The following is a 17229-nucleotide window of genomic DNA, read 5'->3' as shown; positions in this document are numbered from 1 at the left end:
GAAATAATTATCTTACAATTGTTCAATATAGACAAAATTATTCTTGCCTGTATGGTTCGATGACTATTAATTGTCAAATACCGTATTTTAAAAGGAATATTCAATTGAAGAAGAAAAACATACTATGTCATCAATCTATCATAGTAAACCTAAAGTTCCTAGTCAGATTGCCTGGATAGTCGTCCTGATCTGTATCCTCCCTTTTAGCTTAAATCTCTTAGGACTTGACTTTGGAACACCTGGCCAATCTTTCGATCTCCAAGATGCTCTAAATTGGGAAAACAGTCAAGTCGTGGATGCCATGCACTATGCCTTAGCCGGCAGCTTTGTACATACCATTTTAGAATGGAGTGCTTGTTGTGTGGCACTTCTAATTGTTCTGTTAAGTTTTCTCAATTATAGTATCAAAGGCAATCCAATTACTCCCACATTAGGAATTGCTTTATTCTTTGCGGGAGTAATGGATGGTTTTCATACTTTAGTCTCCGATCGCTTAATTAATACGGTCGCCGATCCTGAAAATTTAATCCCCTTTACTTGGGCAATTTGTCGTTTATTTCATGCCCTAATTATGATCGGTGGAGTTTTGATTCTTCTCATGAATACTTCCATCGATTCATCGGCTAAAAAAAACTCTAAAAAACGATTTAGACTTATTTTTTCAGTCAGTATCGTATTTGGATTTGTTGCCTATGGTATTATTTACTTTTCCGCCACCAGCCACCATCTTCCAGAAACAATGTTTCCCAATTCGCTAATTACGCGTCCCTGGGATGTGATTCCTTTGCTGTTATTTCTGTTGAGTGGCTGGGTGTTATATCCCATGTTTTACCGAAAGGAACCCAGTATTTTTGCCGATTCATTAATCATTAGTGTAATTCCCAATGTCGCTACGCAAGTTTATATGGCCTTTGGCTCAACTGCTTTATTTGACAATAATTTTAATATTGCCCATTTCCTGAAAATCATTGCCTATCTCGTTCCTTTAACTGGACTGTGCTTAGAATATATAGAAACCTATCAAACTAAAACTCGGTATTTATCTGAAGATCTCAAAAACAGTATTAATTTATTAAAAGTTTTGGCAAGTCAAGTGCTAGAATCAACCCAAGTTACTCAGCTTATTCGAGATTCTAGTCGCCAGCTCAAAGGCATGATTGACAACCAAGTGGTTGGCAGTCAGAAGGTGGGGAAAAATACTGAGATTATAGCGGAAATGTCTGACATCTTATTGGATAAGATTGAAAGTTTTGAAACCACATTTACTGCTCTTAATCACTCAGTTGATATTCTATCGGGGCAATTAAAAAAAATTGATAATGACTCTAGAAGCGTCAATCAGATTGTTAACAGGATAACAGGAATCGCCACACAAACCAAGATGTTATCTCTGAATGCTTCGATTGAAGCAGCTAGAACAAATACCCGTGAAAGCAGTCAAGAATTTACGGTGATTGCGAGAGAAATTAGCCATTTGGCAACAGAATCTGCCATGATTGCTAAAACGATTCAGCCGATTGTGAAAGAGATGCAAAGTTCTGTAAAAAATGGTGTCGATCAAATGAAAAGTTTCACGAAAGAGTATATGGAGGAATTGGGGCCAGAAATTGAGTCAATGCGCGACAATATTCAACAGCAAAAAGAAGGAGCGAATCAGATTACTAAAGCGGTAAATGAACTCAATTCGGATTCTGAATATACAGCGGCTTATCTCAGAGAAACATTTGAACAAACCAATTTTGCTTTACAGAACCTTGAGCAAGCTGTAGAAGATTTACAATTAGAAATCAACCGATTTTCCGGTGCAAAAGAGGATTGATGGAGAAATATAATAAAATAAAACAATTGCGATCGCCAGATCCAATTGAGTTGTGAGTGGAAACATCTGCTATGTCATCACCCTTGGGCTTGATTCTACAACATCGCTATCGGTTAGTGAAACTTCTGGGTCAAGGAGGGTTTGGTTGTACCTACTTGGCGGAAGATTTGGGGCGCTTTAATGAACTGTGCGCCATTAAGGAGTTTGTCCCGAGTGCCAGAAATCCTCAAGGACTTCAGAAAGCTGAGGAGTTATTTCAACGGGAAGCAACGATTCTCTACAAACTGCAACATGCCCAAGTTCCCCAGTTTCGCGCCAATTTTGAGGAAGAGGGACGCTTGTTTTTAGTGCAAGATTATGTGGAGGGGAAATCCTATCAGACTCTGCTCGATGAGCGCACAGCACAGGGGCACGTGTTTGCGGAAGATGAAGTCAAGACGTTTCTGGCTCAAGTGTTGCCGGTTTTGGGATATCTCCATTCTCAAGGGGTAATCCATCGCGATATTGCCCCGGATAATATGATGTGGCGACAACGGGATGGGTTGCCGGTGTTGATTGATTTTGGTGTAGGAAAAGAACTGGCGACACAGTTATGCAGTGAAACGGGAACTTTGCCAACAACGGTGGGTAAGGTGGGATATGCTCCCAGGGAACAACTTCAGATGGGTTTAGCGTATCCGAGTAGTGATTTTTATGCTCTAGGGGTGACGGTGTTGGTGCTGTTGACGGGGAAGGAACCAGGGGAATTGTTCGATCCGCAAACCCTGAGTTGGAAGCTGCCGAGTTCTTCCATCAGTCCCCAGTTTACCCAGATTTTGGAGCGCCTGTTAGCGGAACAACCGGGAGATCGCTTCCCAAGTGCCGATCGCATTTTACACGCGCTTGGTGGTGCAACCGTTCTCCCTCGTTTTTCGGAGCAAAAAAACCAAGCACTTACCCCTCAATATACTCAATCTCAATATCAAAGTTCTATACGTTCTTCAGGTGCCGAGCCTATGTCTGCTTCCAAAATAGCAATGATTGGGGCGATCGTGGCCTTAGTTGCAGGGATTACGTCTTGGATGGTGGTGAGTGCTTGGTTGCGTCAGGATAGGGTGCAAACGGTTAATCCTGGGGTAGAATCTCCTGCATCGTCTCCATCTCCCTTTCCCTCTCCGTCTGTATCTCCTTCACCGTTTCTATCCCCTTCCCCTTCACCGACTCCCCTTCAAACCCCTAAACCTCCTAGTTTACCCACCACGTATCAGGAACGATTAACAGTTACACCGGGGGAAGTGACAAGGGTGGAAGGATCGCTCAAAGCCAATGAAGTCCAGTATTATCTGATTTCTGCCCAGGAAGAGGATCGGTTTTCGATGTTTATTACTGGGGATGGAGTGTTGATGACGCTGTTGACTCCCGAAGGAGAGGCAATCGGCGATCACTCCACGGATATTTCCCTCTGGGAAGGAGAGTTTCCTATTTCTGGGGAATATGCCATCATTGTTAGTCCCTTGCGAGGCTTACAGGAAACAGATTATCAACTGGAAATTGAACAGTTGAATGTTCCCGTTGAACCGACTCCAGAACCAGAGCTAACCCCGGAACCCACTCTTGAACCAGAACTGGAAATTAACAGCAAAACGATTCAGTTTGCACCGGGAACCACAGGAATAGAAATCAACTCTCAGAGCAATCGCCAGCAAATTCAGCGATATTTACTCAGGATAAGAAAAGATCAGATCATGCAAGTCAAGGTAATTGAAGGTAATGTAACCCTGAATATCCGCTATCCTACAGGAGAACTGATTCCAGAAGCCTATGATTTACTCTACTGGGAATCTCAAGTTCCCGAAAGTGGAGAGTATATCATTGATGTCCTAGCTACCGAGTCCACAGACTTTAGCTTAGATATTAGTGTGACGGATCAATAAATCCTGTTTTTTATCGCATGAGATTAAAAAAAGCAAGCCAAACGTTCGCTAAAATCGGCTTAATTCTCTTGATCTCCCTAGGATTAACAGAAATTATCTTTCGAGTCTACAACTACTTGCACCCCAGTTTCATTTTTCATGATAGCTCCTACAATCGCTTTCGCGGCCAACCCTTAGCACCTGAATATAACTTTCGCTTGAATTCTCAGGGATTCAAAGATGTGGAGTTTCAAGTTGAAAAAGCGCCAAACACCTTCCGCATTCTGGGCATAGGAGACTCTTTTGCTTATGGTGTTGTTCCCTATAACTACAACTATTATACTCGCTTGGAAGAGAAACTCAAACAACGAGACGATCGTGTAGAAATCATTAATATGGGGATTCCTAACCTTTCCCCAAAAGATTATCTGGCTCTGCTGGTGACTGAAGGACTAGCCTTAAATCCAGATCGAGTCATTCTGAGCTTCTTTATCGGCAATGATTTTGATGATTCAAAACGCAGTATTGAATCCTATTCTTATGTGTTCTCATTTTGGAAATTCCTCATCGATCTTCAGAACAGTTATGAAGGAAAAGTCATTCATGGCAACCTAGAGTATCAGGACGATCTCCCCACACTCACAGATGAGAAATATTTACAAATTGAAATCGGCAGAAGTGACTTGTTTCGGGTTGATAATTCAGAATTAGAATCGAAAGTGCGGGGAGCCATGACGTATTTAAGAGAAATCAAAGAATTGTGCGATCGCCAGAATATTGAGCTGCTTGTGATTCTGATTCCCGATGAACTGCAAGTCAATCCAAATCTGCAAAGTAAAGTCATTGATTCACAAGAGATGAATCTCCAAGATTTCGACTTTAGCTTACCCAATCAATACTTACAAGAAGAACTGAATGAAGCAGAGATTAATTTTATCGATCTCCTCCCTTACTTTCAAGGATATTCAGAATTTGAACAACTCTACAAACCTAATGATAGTCATTGGAATATCGCCGGCAATGAACTCGCGGCTGAACTTATTTTCCAATACTTACAACGCACACCATAAGAAGGATAAAGATCGCGAATGAGGGGAACAAGAAGACACGACGATATGGAGATAGAGGATTACCGATTCCCTATTCCCTAGCGCGAAGCCCTATAGATATAGCGCTTTGCGCTAGGGAATAGGGAATAGGCTTTTGGTACATAGCTTTGAGGATTCAACACTGTCCCTCATAACAGCGCAAAGCGCTGTATAGTCAATTCAAATAACAGTGAGACATTTTTGTAGGGGCGAAAAGTTTTTCGCTTCTACATATACCGTTATTGTAGATAGATTAGAGTATCTCAGTGTTAATTGAATCAACTATATTCTTGCAATCGTACTATATACCGATAACTAGCCGCATTTTTCCCTTGAATCTCTAAATGTCCTCCATGGAGTTGAGCCAGATTGAAACTTAACTCTAAACGCAGAAACTGCATTTTAGTTTTGAAGCTACTAGAAGTCTCTCGCTTCTCTTCTAGAGTTTCTAATGGAGACGAAACATCAGTGAAGCCATCAGATTTTACAGAATCATATGCAGCAGATTCAGGCCCACTAGAAGAGACATCAGGGGAAGTTACACTTTGCTTAGAGTCTCTTAATTCTTTTTGTTTAAACCAGTATTTCACTTCATCTAGGTTAGGAAGGCCTTCTCCAAGCCAAGGATGGGAAATCCAAATGGAAAAATACAATTGATCTTCCCGATGAGAGGCATGAAGGCGAATGATACTTTCTTCGGCTGCACCCTCCATGACACTGGCAATCAGATGGTAGAGAATTTGTTGGACTAATACTTTATCAACATGCCAAATGCGGACTCCGGGTTCAATAGATAAACGAATTTGTTGGTTTTGATCGCTAGCTAAGGTCTCTAAATGACTGGTAGCTTGCTGGCAGAGCATTTCTACGTCAACGGGCTTAATTTTGAGCGGTGGAGCGAGGTCATCAAGAACAGCTAATTCTAAGATTTGATTAATCAAAGAGAGTAAATTTTGACCACTATTGTAAATAATAGTCATGTATTCTTTTTGTTTTGGGGTTAGGGGGCCATAGGTTTCGGTGTTGAGCATTTTAGCCATTCCCAGAACCGAAGTTAGGGGCGTGCGTAGCTCTTGGCTCAGTTGATTTAGGAGTTTGTTTTTACTTGCCATAGCTGGGGCAGGTCTGGAAGAGTGGGTGGTGAACTCTTGAGAAGAGGAATTTTGGGGCGCTGTACTCACACCCACTAATCCAGTTTGGTTGGAGGGTATTTTTAGTATATGGGCACGTTCAAATTCACTCAAACTCCAGCGAGCTGTCATTTCTAGATAGGAAATTTCTTGGGAGGTGAATCTGTGGGGTTCAAGATCTAAAACAGCTAAGGCTCCAATACATTCGCCTTCAGAGAGAAGGAGAGGAATGCCTAAATAGGCGTGAATTCCATATTCTTGATAGAGGAAATTTTGGCTGAGTTCTTCATGATTAGCTAAATCAGCAATCAGCCATTTTTTGCGGGTTTCGACAATTTGACGACTGAGGGAATGTTGTAGGGGAATGGAGCGTTGAGCGGCTAGATCGTTCATGAGTCCCAGGCGCGAGAGGCCAAAGGCGGCTTTGAGCCATTCGACTTGACGATCGACAATGCCTAAAATGCAAATGGGAACTTGCAGATAGTGGGCAACGGTTTGGGTGGCTTCTTCAAAGATGGGTACACTACTGTTGTCGAGTAAGCCAAGTTTTTGTAAGGTCTGTAATCGATCGTGTTCCCGTTGGCGATCGCCACTTACAGCAAATGCCAGTTGATTCTCACGCTCATCCATTGTCATTTTTACGCAGCCATTTGTTTTTTTTAGGGACTAGAGATTTTAAACCGATCCGAGTTTTCTCTTATTATATCTTGGTATTCCCCATTCCCTACAACGCGCTATATTGCTGGGCAGCTAGGGCGATCGCCTGGGGTAAGATTCGATGTTCTTGTATTTGAATTCTGGCATGTAGGGTTTCTGGAGTATCATCGGGTAGCACGGGAACCGCTGCTTGCACTAAAATCGGCCCTGTATCTACTTCTAAATCCGCTAGATGTACGGTACATCCTGTAATTTTCACCCCGGATTCTAAGGCATCTTCTATCCCACGAATTCCGCGAAAACTGGGTAATAAACTGGGATGAATATTAATCACACGGTTAGGGAAAGCACTGAGGATTATTTCAGTAACGATCCGCATCCATCCTGCCATAATTACCCATTGTACTCTGTGTTCTTTTAGGGTTTCGACAATGGCAGCATCAAATTCTTGACGACGCTTTTTATAGTCTCGATGGTTGAGTAAAATAGCAGGAATACCCCACCGTTGAGCGCGAGCGGCAACTTTTGCCCCTGGGTTATTGTAGATCAGGGCATTAATTCGGGCGTTTAGTTTCCCGGCGGCGATCGCCTCTAATAGGGCTTCAAAATTACTGCCGCTCCCCGATGCCATCACCCCTAATTGCAGAGGTTCCGTAAACTGAGGATAGCGATCGCACTCTGGAGAAACTAAACTCCGATCGATGGCAGCAGTTTTCATTTTTTATGCCCCCGGTAACCCTACAATAGTCCTGAATCAGTAGTTTAACATAGGTCGTCTTCCTGAAAACAGAAGATTCCTAAGGTTCTAGAAGATTTATAAAACAAATCTTAATTCTGACTGATATTCCTGAAAACCTTTGCTTAAATAGTCCTGTTTTGTTTGTTGTACTGACGCAAAAGAGGGAAGGACAATGGCAGAAGTATCACAACCCGATAAAAATCATCTTTAAAAATTGCCCGAGGTAAAATCATGCAACGAACAATAGCACAACTCCAACAAGAGATTCAATCAGGAGAATCCGTGCTTCAAGAGGGTATCCGCTATATTCAAGTCGCTTGCGTGCGAGTGACGTATCTGCCAGCGGAACTTCAGTTATTTGAAGCCTATCAAATTCTCGATCGAGGGGATACTCGCAAAAGAGATCTCGCGGGCGTATCTGAAAAGCTCAAATCAGGTGAAGAACCCATTCAAGCGGCGATGCGGGGAATTCAGGAAGAATTGGATTTAACGCTTTCAAGATCTCGCTTTTTATCTCTAGGAACTGAATTATGCCAAAAAATCTCTAAAGGCTATAATTTACCTACTGTCTATACCCTCTATAAATTCTCCCTAGAGTTGAATCAAGAGGAATTCGATCGAATCGCTCCCGTTTACATCTCTCAAGAGGCCGATAAAACTACGGTCTTTAAGTGGATGCCCATCACCCCAATTACCCTTACTCCAGCCTCCCTCACTCAACTCCAGACAAGTCCCCTGGGCGATCGCCCCTGTCCATAATCCTGACCTCTATTGATGTTATCCCGATCGGTTGTCCCCATATTCTCTTGTAATTGTGGTGCTGAATACTCTACACCTCATCTTTGATTTTGATGGTACATTAGCAGAATCTTTGGATCTGGTGGTTGAAATTAGCAACCGTCTTGCTCCCGAATTTGGCTATCGCTCCACTTCGCCAGAAGAACTCCATCACCTCAGAAACAACTCTACGGAACAGGTTCTCAAGAAAGTAGGAGTGGCTTGGTATAAGTTACCTTTTCTGATGCTGCGGCTAAGACGAGAAATGAATCAAGCCATTCATACTTTGAATTTAGTTCAGGATATGGCAGACATATTAGAGACCCTCAAACATCAAGGGTGTACCTTGGGAATTGTGACCTCAAATGGACGAGAGAATGTCAATAGTTTTTTGAAAAAACACCAGTTAGATCATCTATTTGAGTTTATTGAATCGGAGTTAAATGTCTTCGGAAAAAGTCGGGTGATTAAGAAGATAATTAAAAAACGACGCTGGTCTCTAGAACAGGTAATCTATATAGGGGATGAAGTGCGTGATATTCAAGCAGCTCATGAAATCGGAGTTAAGGCGATCGCCGTTGGGTGGGGATTTCAGTGGCCAGAGATTTTATCAGAGTACGATCCGGATTTTTTGCTCTCAGAACCCAGGGAGTTGATTGATGTAGTCGCAGCACTCAAAGGGTCTGAATAGGTTTGGATGGGTTGATTGGAAAGTGAGAATAGGTTACAATAGAAGTTTAAACAAAATTTTATTGTTACATCCTTAAACCGGATTATGGCAGGACATAGTAAGTGGGCAAATATTAAGCGTCAGAAAGCACGGGTAGATGCGAAAAGAGGACAAGTATTTACTAAAGTGTCGCGAGAAATTATTGTAGCGGCTCGCAGTGGTGCCGATCCAGCAGGGAATTTTCAACTGCGGACGGCAATTGAGAAGGCAAAAGCAGCAGGAATCCCCAATGACAATATCGATCGGGCGATCGCCAAAGGAGCCGGTACTTGGGAAGCTGATAATAACCAATATGAGTTTATCCGCTATGAGGGATATGGGCCCAGTGGCGTGGCTATTCTGATTGAAGCTCTCACCGATAATCGTAATCGTACAGCCGCAGATGTGCGAGAAGCCTTTAATAAAAATGGGGGAAACTTAGGGGAAACCGGATGTGTGAGCTGGATGTTTACTCAGAATGGAGTTGTGCGACTCACCGGTAAAGTAGATGAAGATGAGTTATTAGAAATCTCCATCGAAGCAGGAGCGCAAACCTACGAATGGGTTGACGATCTCGATGATGAAGCAACCGTAGAAGTGTTTACCGAGACGGGAAATCTGCAAAACTTGACGCAAACCCTACAAGAAGCAAAACTAGAGGTTATCACCTCAGAGTTACGCTGGATACCGAATATGACGGTAGACGTAAAAGAAGAAGATTTAGCGCGATCGCTCCTTAAATTACTAGATACTCTCGAAGACTTAGATGATATTCAAACTGTAACCCCCAATTTTGAAATGAGCGATCGATTAATGTCTTTAAGTGTTGTTTAGCAATTATGGCTGCATCTCCTATTCCGATCGTCATTAAGCTCTTTGCCGTTTATCAAGAAGCCTATGGTGTGCCTGAACTTTCCTGGGAATTCCCCCCCCATACCCCCGTTTCTGCTGTACTCGATCGCATGATTAGCGAATATCCCCAATTAGCCCCATGGCAACCCCTAACCCGTTTTGGGATTAATTTACAGTTTGTAGAGGGCGATCGAATCCTAGAATCTGGCGATGAAGTCGTCTTAATTCCTCCCGTGAGCGGAGGATAGGGGAATGGGGCGAGAAGCTCTCTGCCTTTCTTTCAACTGTGCTAAGATACGGAAAGACTGAAAAAAGTCAGACCACTGAACGGAGGGTTTATGAGGCTCAAGCGATGGGAATCTCCCCGCCGTAAAGGGAGAAATGATAAAGGAAAAGGCGGATCGGCCCGCCAGCGACAACTGAAAAAACAAACCCAAATGCTACGCAAGCGCTTAAAGGGTGAACAAAAGAAGGGAGAATGTGATGTTCTCCCTTCTTTTTTGTCCCTAGGTTATACATAAAACCACGGAGGCACAGAGTACACTGGGTTTTGGATTAGCCATTGATCAGGCGTTTGATGCCGTTTTTGAGAAGAGGAACGTTGAAGTTGATGAGCAATCCTAGGCGGAGTTGACGGAGTTTGAGGTAGGTCAAAAGTTGGGCTTGATGAATCGGTAGGATAGCTTCAACAGCTTTTAGCTCCACAATCACTTGATTTTCAACCAGTAAATCTAAACGATAACCACACTCCAACTGTAATCCCTTATAGAAAACAGGCTGGGCAACCTGCTGCTCAACTCGTAATCCTCGCTGCTGCAATTCATACCTTAAGCAATTTTCATAGGCAGACTCCAACAAACCCGGCCCCAACTCTCGATGCACCTCAATTGCTCCCCCAATCACCTCCCCCGATATCTTATTCAAATAACCACCTTCCATCCCTGTGTCCTCCGTGCCTCCGTGGTTCATCATATCCTCTCCCTTCCCAACTAGGCCTCTTGTCCCGCATGGTAGGAACTACGAACCAAGGGGCCAGAACGCACATGATTAAAGCCCATATTGCGGGCAATTTCGCCTAATTTCTCAAATTCATCAGGATGCCAATAGCGCTGCACAGGGAGATGATCCAGGGAAGGACGCATGTATTGACCCAGAGTTAGGCGATCGCAATTAACTCCCCGTAAATCCTCCAACGTCTCCACAATTTCCGCCTCCGTTTCCCCATGCCCCAACATTAACCCGGATTTCGTAGGAATATTGGCATTCAGCTCTTTCACCCACCGCAGCACATCCAAAGAACGCTCATATTTCGCTCCTCGTCGCACCGGGCGCTGCAAACGTCTCACCGTTTCAATATTATGGTTATAACAAGCCGGATTCGCTTCAGCCACTTGCACAACTAAATCCCGTTGTCCCCGAAAATCAGGAGTTAACACCTCAATTTCCGTTTCCGGATTCACTTCGCGCACCCGCTCCATTGTTTTCACAAACCATCCAGCCCCCTGATCCGGTAGATCGTCGCGAGCAACCGAGGTTAACACCACATACTTTAAGTCCAAGAGCTGCACCGATTCCGCAATTTTATCCGGTTCCTCTGGATCGAGGGGGATGGGAGCATGTCCCTTATCCACCTGACAAAAGGCACAAGCACGGGTACAAGTCGGTCCCATGAGTAAAAAAGTTGCCGTTTTTTGGCTATAACACTCAGCCCGATTGGGACATCGCCCTTCCTCACAAATAGTATAAATTTGGCGTTGCTTGATAATTTTTTGTACCGTCGATAGCTCGCTCGCTTTACCAATAGAGCGCCGTAGCCAAGGGGGAAGCTTCGCTAAAGGCGATCGCGCTCTCTTCTGGGTAGCAGCCGAAACAGTAGGAGGTGTAACCGATACATCAGATGGATTAGAATTCATGGTTAACAATCAATAGGGTTCTCAAACGACTCCAGTGATTAGGGTCAGAATTCTATTATTATTGATAGATAGAGCAGAAAAGAGAGGAATTGCCTTGATGATCTTCTAATCATCATCATGGGCGTGACCTCACCCCATTCCTCTTCTGGATTGACCTAGACCTCTGAACACCACCGTTCGCCCCCCTGCTCAACTCAGGATTGCTATTCAATCGTCACCCTTTCAAGGAGTTCATTGTGGGACATAAAATTCTAGTCATTGATGATAGTCGTGTCATCAGAGCGCGAGTCAAGGATATGTTACCAAAAGGTAACTTTGAAGTCGTTGAAGCCAAAGATGGTGAAGAAGGACTCAATTTGATCCGCCAAGAACACCCTAACTTAATTATGCTCGATTTCCTCTTACCCAAAGTCAGCGGATTTGAGGTTTTCCAGCAAATTCAGGGTAATAGCGATTTGCGTAAAATTCCTCTGGTCTTAATGTCAGGACGTAAGGAAGAGGTTACCGAAAAAATTAAAGAACCCTTTGAATTTTGGGAATTTATCCCCAAGCCGTTTGAACAAAAAGATTTGATTGCTGCTATTAAGTCAGCTATGGCTAAAGCCAAAAAACCTCGACCTGCTCTAGAGGGAGGAGACACAACGGCTGGCAATACGGGATCGACTCCTACAGGTGCTGCACCCTCAGCCGGAGCATCTGGGGCCGAAATTGCCGCCCTAAAAGAGCAAATTGAGAAAATGCAAGCCGAAATTAACGCACTGAAGAAACAAGTCGCTCAAATCGAACCGTTGAAACAACAGGTCGTGAAAATTTTCAACTTTGTTAAGCAAAAACTGAAATAATTGGGTTTTAATTGAGGTCCCGGCGACCTTCTAAGGCACGAGCGAGGGTGACTTCATCAGCGTATTCTAGATCTCCTCCCATGGGCAATCCAAAGGCGATGCGGGTCACCCGTGTAAAGGGTTTCAGGAGTTGACCGATATAGAGGGTAGTGGTTTCTCCTTCCACACTAGGACTAATCGCTAGAATCACTTCTTGGATGTTTTCTTGGCTCACTCGTTGCACCAGCGATTGAATAGTTAGTTGTTCTGGACCAATTCCATCCATGGGGGAAATTACACCTCCGAGAACATGGTAGAGTCCTCGGTATTCTCTGGTTTTTTCCAGAGCAATAACATCTCGCGAGTCTACAACTACGCACAAGATTTGGCGATCGCGATTTTGATTACGACAAATACTACATAAAGGATCGGCGGAAAGATGATAACACTTCTGACACAACCCCACTTGTTGTTTAGCATCTAGTAGAGCCTGTGCCAGAGCTTTGATTTCTGCTTCTGGCCGCTTTATCGTATGAAGAGCCAGACGTTGCGCCGTTTTTGGCCCAACACCAGGTAACCGTTGGAATTGCTCGATGAGACGAGCTAAAGGACTAGGATAAACCGTTTTCTTGCTCCTTATTCGTACAGATGCTTCTCCAGGGTAACACTGACCAATGAGCTTAAGCGAGGATTAAGAATCTTCACTCTGGGGTTGCTTTTTGGAAGGAATGGGATATCCTAACAAAATGTAGTGTTTACTTTAGGAGAGCGATTGGGTATGACGGTTCATGATTTACTGACATTGATTTTATTGCTCAGTCCTGGAATTCTTTTATCTGCTCTGGTAATGTTTACCTTTGCTGCTGGTGGATAGATTCCTCATTAATCATTAACGATTAATCATTATTAGCTGGGGGTTTGTTAGGTCTACATCGCTCCCGCATTTTTTTGAAATAAGACCACAATTGTCTTCAAAATGAGTTTAATATCATGGAATAAACTCCAGTTTTCTTGATAGCGTAAATCCATTTGAATCACGGTTTCAAAGTCTCGGATGGACGATCGCCCATTCACCTGCCATTCTCCGGTCATACCCGGTTTCACATCAAGCCGTTGCCATTTAGGAATCTCATAGCGCTCAATTTCATCTGCTGTAGGGGGACGAGTTCCCACTAGACTCATTTCCCCCCTTAAAACATTCCAAAACTGGGGCAGTTCATCTAGACTCGTACGACGTAAGAATTTACCCACACGGGTAACCCTCGGATCGTCCTTATTTTTAAAAAAGGCTCCTTCTGCTTCATTTTTAACTTGATGCTTCAGAGCTTCAGCATTAGCCACCATAGATCGAAACTTCCAGATTCTAAAGCGTTTCCCCATCCAGCCACAGCGAATTTGACCGAAAAATATGGGCCCAGGATCGTCAATTTGAATGGCGATCGCAATCGGGAGAAATAGAAGTGCCGTAATCCCTAAGCCCACCAAGCTACCGATAATATCTAATAACCGCTTCAGGGGAGATCGTACCGAAGGATGAATCTTTGGAGAGGTCTGAGGAATCTCAGTAACTGGTGTTAACAGGGCATCTGTCCCCATATCAATGGTAAAGGCCTCTGTAAGTCCCGTTAATTCAAAAGCCATCTTCACTTGAGGATGAAGACTCCAAATAATCAACTCGATCTGTTGGGCACGAGCTATTTTCAAACAGCCCACTAAAGCACCAATACCACTACTATCAATAAATGTAGTTTGTCCTAAATCCAAAATCACCCGCTCAAGACCCGATTGCCGATCGCAGACCTGCTTAAAATAGTCCTTAAACGCCACTGCTTGGGTAACGGTAAAGTTTTTGGATAATTGAACCAAACAACAAGCCCCAAAGGAAGTCATGGCAAACTCAGGGGGATTAACTGGATTGTTCATAAACACCTCAAGGGGAGTCTATTGCAGTTATATTCTGTCAAAACAGAAAAAATACCCTATGGTGAACATCAGAGGGCTGAGTCAACGGCCCTTTTTTAGAGAGCGTTTCACCGTTTCATTGGCGACTGTCATTAGGGTAGACCGAGAAATCCTTCGAGGAGAATAAAGAAACCGCACCAGGTCTCCTGGAGACCAAGCAATAGGAACTCCTGCCAATGCGAGATTACTGGCCAACTCAATTTGGCGATCGTCAATATGCTCTTTATAGCATTGGGAACGAGGAACTAAAATGTAAGGCTTGCTGGTTTGATCCAACCATTTGAGCCAATAAGGGTCACAGTGGCCAATAATCAGACGAGCCTCACCCCCCAATTGAACTAACTTCGTCTCTGGAATATCAGCAAAACAGTCTTTGCTTTCAGGCCAAACACTACAACTGCCGTATTGCACAATGAGTTCTTCCTGAATCAATTCTCGGTTCACCAGAACCTGCAACCAACTCATCAAACGATTAAAGGGATAGGGTTCAGTGCCAACTGTGGTTAGAATCATTCTTTTTAATGGCGATCGCTCTATATCGCTCTATATTGTTATAGATGCATTGATTTCCCATAATCATTTAGCCATAATTGCGATCCTATTTTAGTCAAAGATCGCTTGGGGTTTGAGGAGCAACCTACATCATTCCTTTACCCTACTCCCCTCAAAATACCTTGGTTTGACTCCGAGGACAATCCCACAATGATTGCAGCAATCGCCTTAAACACACAAATATCCAGGATTTTAGCCTCCCTTTGAGTTCTCCGTTAATCCGGATAGAATCAGATTAACCCGAATCCAAGATTATAGTATCCTATTGAACTAAATCCAATAAATCGGGATTACTAACCAACTTAGCAACTTCTGTCAACCAAACCTATGAGTCAAACCGTTAAACACATTCAACCCTCCGGCATTTTAGATAGTACCAAAGCAGGTCAATTTAGAGATGAAGTCAGTGCATTAGTGAAATCGGGTGCTGACGCGATCGTGATTGACCTCAAAGAAGTAACCTTTATTGATAGTTCTGGCCTAGGGGCCTTAGTAGCTGCTTTAAAAACTGTACGCTCTGCGGGGGGAAAACTCCTGATCTGCTCCATTAACGAGCAAGTGAGGATGCTCTTTGAACTCACCAGCATGGATCGAGTATTTGAAGTCTATTCTAGCCGTGAGGAGTGCGAGAACAAATTGCAAAATCCATAAGTGCCGGCCGTTAATGAAACTTAATCTGAAGTAACGATAAGTCATCATTCAAGATGGTATTGGAATTTAATGTATAAATGCAATGGAGTAAATGATCTAACAATTCAGAGCAGAGGTGTTGATGGGTGACCAAAAACTCACTAAACGCCTCAAGTCCCCAGATTGTGCCATCGGTCTGATGAATTTCATAGACCCCATCACTAAACACATAGAGGGTACTCTGGGGTTGGACATGACACTGATGTACCCCATACTCTACTCCAGGAAACATACCAATCGGGAAACTGGGTGTCTTCAGATGTTGAACCTCTATATCCTGGTTGGGACTAGGAGATAAGAGGATAGCTGGAGGATGACCGGAACTGGCATAGACCAGAGACTGTTCCTTTCGGTGATAAACCCCATACCAAATCGTAAAGTAGCGATCGCCTTGAGTTTCCATCTGAAATGTATCATTCAGACCCATTAGCACCTGATGGGGTTGAGAAAAATCAACCCCAGAGAGAGATTGAGAGCGCAATAAATTCAAGACAGAAACCGATAACAGGGCACTGCCCACCCCATGACCTGCCGCATCCACCACATAAATCACGAGCTGATTTTCATTGAGCCAATAATAATCAAAACAGTCCCCTCCCAATTGACGAGAAGGAATAAACCTCGAATCAATTGAAACAGACTCGTGCAAAGGGCCGGGAAGAAGTGACCTAACATAATCTGCCGCTTCTGTCAACTCTTCTTCAAGTCTCTGTTTAGCCGTTTGTAAATCTTGACTGAGTTGGTGCAGTCGTAAACCTGCCCGCACCTTCGCCCGTAACTCATTCACCTCAATGGGTTTAGACAAAAAATCATCTGCCCCGTTATCGAGACCCTGAACCCGGTCTTCCACTCCCTCACGGGCCGTCAGCAGCACAAAAAACGTCGTTGTCAAATCAGGATTAGCCTTAATGCGGCGACAAACCTCCAATCCATCCATGCGAGGCATCATCCAATCGCACAAAATCAATCCAGGGCGCAGACTGGCTGCTTGTTCTAAGCCGTCTTCACCATTCGTGGCTACGGTCACATCATACCCTTGATTCTTCAGTGCTTTGGTCAACACTAACCGAAACAAAGGGTCATCCTCTATAATCAAAACTTTGTACATGATTTAAATGTCATCAGACTGGGAGTTGGAAAATCTGACAAAAGTGAGATCGCTTTGATAGCCTATTTGATCGCTTATAAGAGATATGCTGAAAACCCCGTAAATTCATTCCGAGGACGAAGGCGAGCGGGCAGGTTTTAACCTGACCTTATGGTACAATGGGATTCACAGGAATGGTAATTAACCTGTATAAAAACCTAAATGCCTAACGGCAATCTGTACCTGGGCAATTGAAGATATGGGGTTCTATTCCATTGTTCTAGTTTTCCCCTAGGAATAGGTAAAATCTTCAAAGGGGCTAGACAACACAGGATTGAAATAAAAACCAATTTTGGAATGATCCAACTACCGAGGGGCACTCGGAAAGTAACGCTTGAGGAGAGACCTACCTCTGGATTGAATTTCGCAAGGGATTTAGTCTAAGTGGACTCGTTGAACCAAGAATCTCCGCATCCAATGGCCGGGGAATGTCAAAAGCAGAAGCACCAAACCCGCAATTGAGTAAGAAGCGTGACCCTCG

At 43.7% G+C, this 17229-nt stretch carries 19 protein-coding genes; 11 read left to right on the top strand and 8 right to left on the bottom strand.

The window, feature by feature from the left end; all coding sequences use genetic code 11:
* The first annotated feature begins 124 nt into the window (after positions 1-124).
* The 3 genes from AC3A14_RS00210 to AC3A14_RS00200 all read left to right on the top strand — a co-directional run bounded on the left by AC3A14_RS00210 (position 125) and on the right by AC3A14_RS00200 (position 4781).
* Positions 125-1819, top strand: a complete 1695-nt coding sequence (locus AC3A14_RS00210; protein WP_318731271.1) for a methyl-accepting chemotaxis protein — start codon at positions 125-127, stop codon at positions 1817-1819.
* A gap of 71 nt (positions 1820-1890) precedes the next feature.
* The gene (locus tag AC3A14_RS00205) at positions 1891-3732 is read left to right on the top strand and encodes a serine/threonine-protein kinase (RefSeq protein WP_318731272.1); all 1842 of its coding nucleotides are present in this window, start codon (positions 1891-1893) and stop codon (positions 3730-3732) included.
* Positions 3733-3749: 17 nt separating this feature from the next.
* Complete coding sequence (locus AC3A14_RS00200; RefSeq protein WP_318731273.1) at positions 3750-4781, top strand: SGNH/GDSL hydrolase family protein; 1032 nt, start codon at positions 3750-3752, stop codon at positions 4779-4781.
* Positions 4782-5077: 296 nt separating this feature from the next.
* Here the strand turns inward: AC3A14_RS00200 and AC3A14_RS00195 are convergent, their stop codons facing one another.
* Positions 5078-6559 carry a sensor histidine kinase gene (locus AC3A14_RS00195; RefSeq protein ID WP_318731274.1) on the bottom strand — a complete coding sequence of 494 codons (1482 nt, stop codon included), beginning with the start codon at positions 6557-6559 and terminating at the stop codon, positions 5078-5080.
* A gap of 94 nt (positions 6560-6653) precedes the next feature.
* Entirely contained in the window at positions 6654-7304 is a 651-nt protein-coding gene (purN, locus tag AC3A14_RS00190) for a phosphoribosylglycinamide formyltransferase (protein WP_318700138.1), read from the bottom strand.
* 252 nt (positions 7305-7556) lie between these two features.
* Between purN and AC3A14_RS00185 the strand changes: the two genes are divergently transcribed.
* The 5 genes from AC3A14_RS00185 (at position 7557) to AC3A14_RS00165 (ending at position 10184) form a co-directional block, all read left to right on the top strand.
* Positions 7557-8084 (top strand): NUDIX hydrolase, encoded by a 528-nt coding sequence (locus tag AC3A14_RS00185; RefSeq protein ID WP_318700139.1) that lies wholly within the window; start codon positions 7557-7559, stop codon positions 8082-8084.
* A gap of 31 nt (positions 8085-8115) precedes the next feature.
* Positions 8116-8793, top strand: a complete 678-nt coding sequence (locus AC3A14_RS00180) for an HAD-IA family hydrolase (protein ID WP_318731275.1) — start codon at positions 8116-8118, stop codon at positions 8791-8793.
* Positions 8794-8877: 84 nt separating this feature from the next.
* Entirely contained in the window at positions 8878-9645 is a 768-nt protein-coding gene (locus AC3A14_RS00175) for a YebC/PmpR family DNA-binding transcriptional regulator (protein WP_318731276.1), read from the top strand.
* A gap of 5 nt (positions 9646-9650) precedes the next feature.
* Positions 9651-9911 (top strand): MoaD/ThiS family protein, encoded by a 261-nt coding sequence (locus AC3A14_RS00170; RefSeq protein ID WP_318731277.1) that lies wholly within the window; start codon positions 9651-9653, stop codon positions 9909-9911.
* A gap of 90 nt (positions 9912-10001) precedes the next feature.
* Positions 10002-10184, top strand: coding sequence for a hypothetical protein (locus AC3A14_RS00165; protein WP_271939864.1), 183 nt, complete (start codon positions 10002-10004; stop codon positions 10182-10184).
* 34 nt (positions 10185-10218) lie between these two features.
* Here AC3A14_RS00165 and AC3A14_RS00160 read toward each other — a convergent pair whose 3' ends face one another.
* Together AC3A14_RS00160 and lipA are read right to left on the bottom strand one after the other, a co-directional pair.
* A complete protein-coding gene (locus AC3A14_RS00160) occupies positions 10219-10635 on the bottom strand; it encodes a GxxExxY protein (protein WP_318731278.1) in 417 nt (138 codons plus the stop codon).
* Between the two features lie 17 nt (positions 10636-10652).
* On the bottom strand, positions 10653-11576 hold the full coding sequence (gene lipA / locus AC3A14_RS00155; RefSeq protein WP_318731279.1) for a lipoyl synthase: 924 nt from the start codon (positions 11574-11576) through the stop codon (positions 10653-10655).
* Between the two features lie 233 nt (positions 11577-11809).
* On the opposite strand from lipA, the gene AC3A14_RS00150 reads away from it, so the two are divergent.
* Complete coding sequence (locus tag AC3A14_RS00150) at positions 11810-12418, top strand: response regulator (protein WP_413038658.1); 609 nt, start codon at positions 11810-11812, stop codon at positions 12416-12418.
* A gap of 7 nt (positions 12419-12425) precedes the next feature.
* On the opposite strand, the gene recR is transcribed toward AC3A14_RS00150, so the two are convergent.
* The gene (recR, locus tag AC3A14_RS00145; RefSeq protein WP_413038659.1) at positions 12426-13037 is read right to left on the bottom strand and encodes a recombination mediator RecR; all 612 of its coding nucleotides are present in this window, start codon (positions 13035-13037) and stop codon (positions 12426-12428) included.
* A gap of 111 nt (positions 13038-13148) precedes the next feature.
* Here recR and AC3A14_RS00140 point away from each other — a divergent pair, with 111 nt between their 5' ends.
* On the top strand, positions 13149-13271 hold the full coding sequence (locus tag AC3A14_RS00140) for a hypothetical protein (RefSeq protein ID WP_318719567.1): 123 nt from the start codon (positions 13149-13151) through the stop codon (positions 13269-13271).
* A 53-nt stretch (positions 13272-13324) separates the two neighbouring features.
* Here the strand turns inward: AC3A14_RS00140 and AC3A14_RS00135 are convergent, their stop codons facing one another.
* Both AC3A14_RS00135 and AC3A14_RS00130 read right to left on the bottom strand, forming a co-directional pair.
* The gene (locus tag AC3A14_RS00135; protein ID WP_318700146.1) at positions 13325-14320 is read right to left on the bottom strand and encodes an anti-sigma factor antagonist; all 996 of its coding nucleotides are present in this window, start codon (positions 14318-14320) and stop codon (positions 13325-13327) included.
* Positions 14321-14401: 81 nt separating this feature from the next.
* Positions 14402-14872 carry a hypothetical protein gene (locus AC3A14_RS00130; RefSeq protein ID WP_318731280.1) on the bottom strand — a complete coding sequence of 157 codons (471 nt, stop codon included), beginning with the start codon at positions 14870-14872 and terminating at the stop codon, positions 14402-14404.
* Positions 14873-15238: 366 nt separating this feature from the next.
* Here AC3A14_RS00130 and AC3A14_RS00125 point away from each other — a divergent pair, with 366 nt between their 5' ends.
* The gene (locus tag AC3A14_RS00125; RefSeq protein ID WP_318731281.1) at positions 15239-15562 is read left to right on the top strand and encodes an STAS domain-containing protein; all 324 of its coding nucleotides are present in this window, start codon (positions 15239-15241) and stop codon (positions 15560-15562) included.
* A 10-nt stretch (positions 15563-15572) separates the two neighbouring features.
* Here the strand turns inward: AC3A14_RS00125 and AC3A14_RS00120 are convergent, their stop codons facing one another.
* Positions 15573-16709 (bottom strand): PP2C family protein-serine/threonine phosphatase, encoded by a 1137-nt coding sequence (locus tag AC3A14_RS00120; RefSeq protein ID WP_318731282.1) that lies wholly within the window; start codon positions 16707-16709, stop codon positions 15573-15575.
* Positions 16710-17229: the final 520 nt, after the last annotated feature.

This window comes from Roseofilum sp. (genome assembly GCF_982964205.1).
Note: the sequence above shows the minus strand (reverse complement) of the source record. Positions and strands in the feature narration are given on the sequence as shown.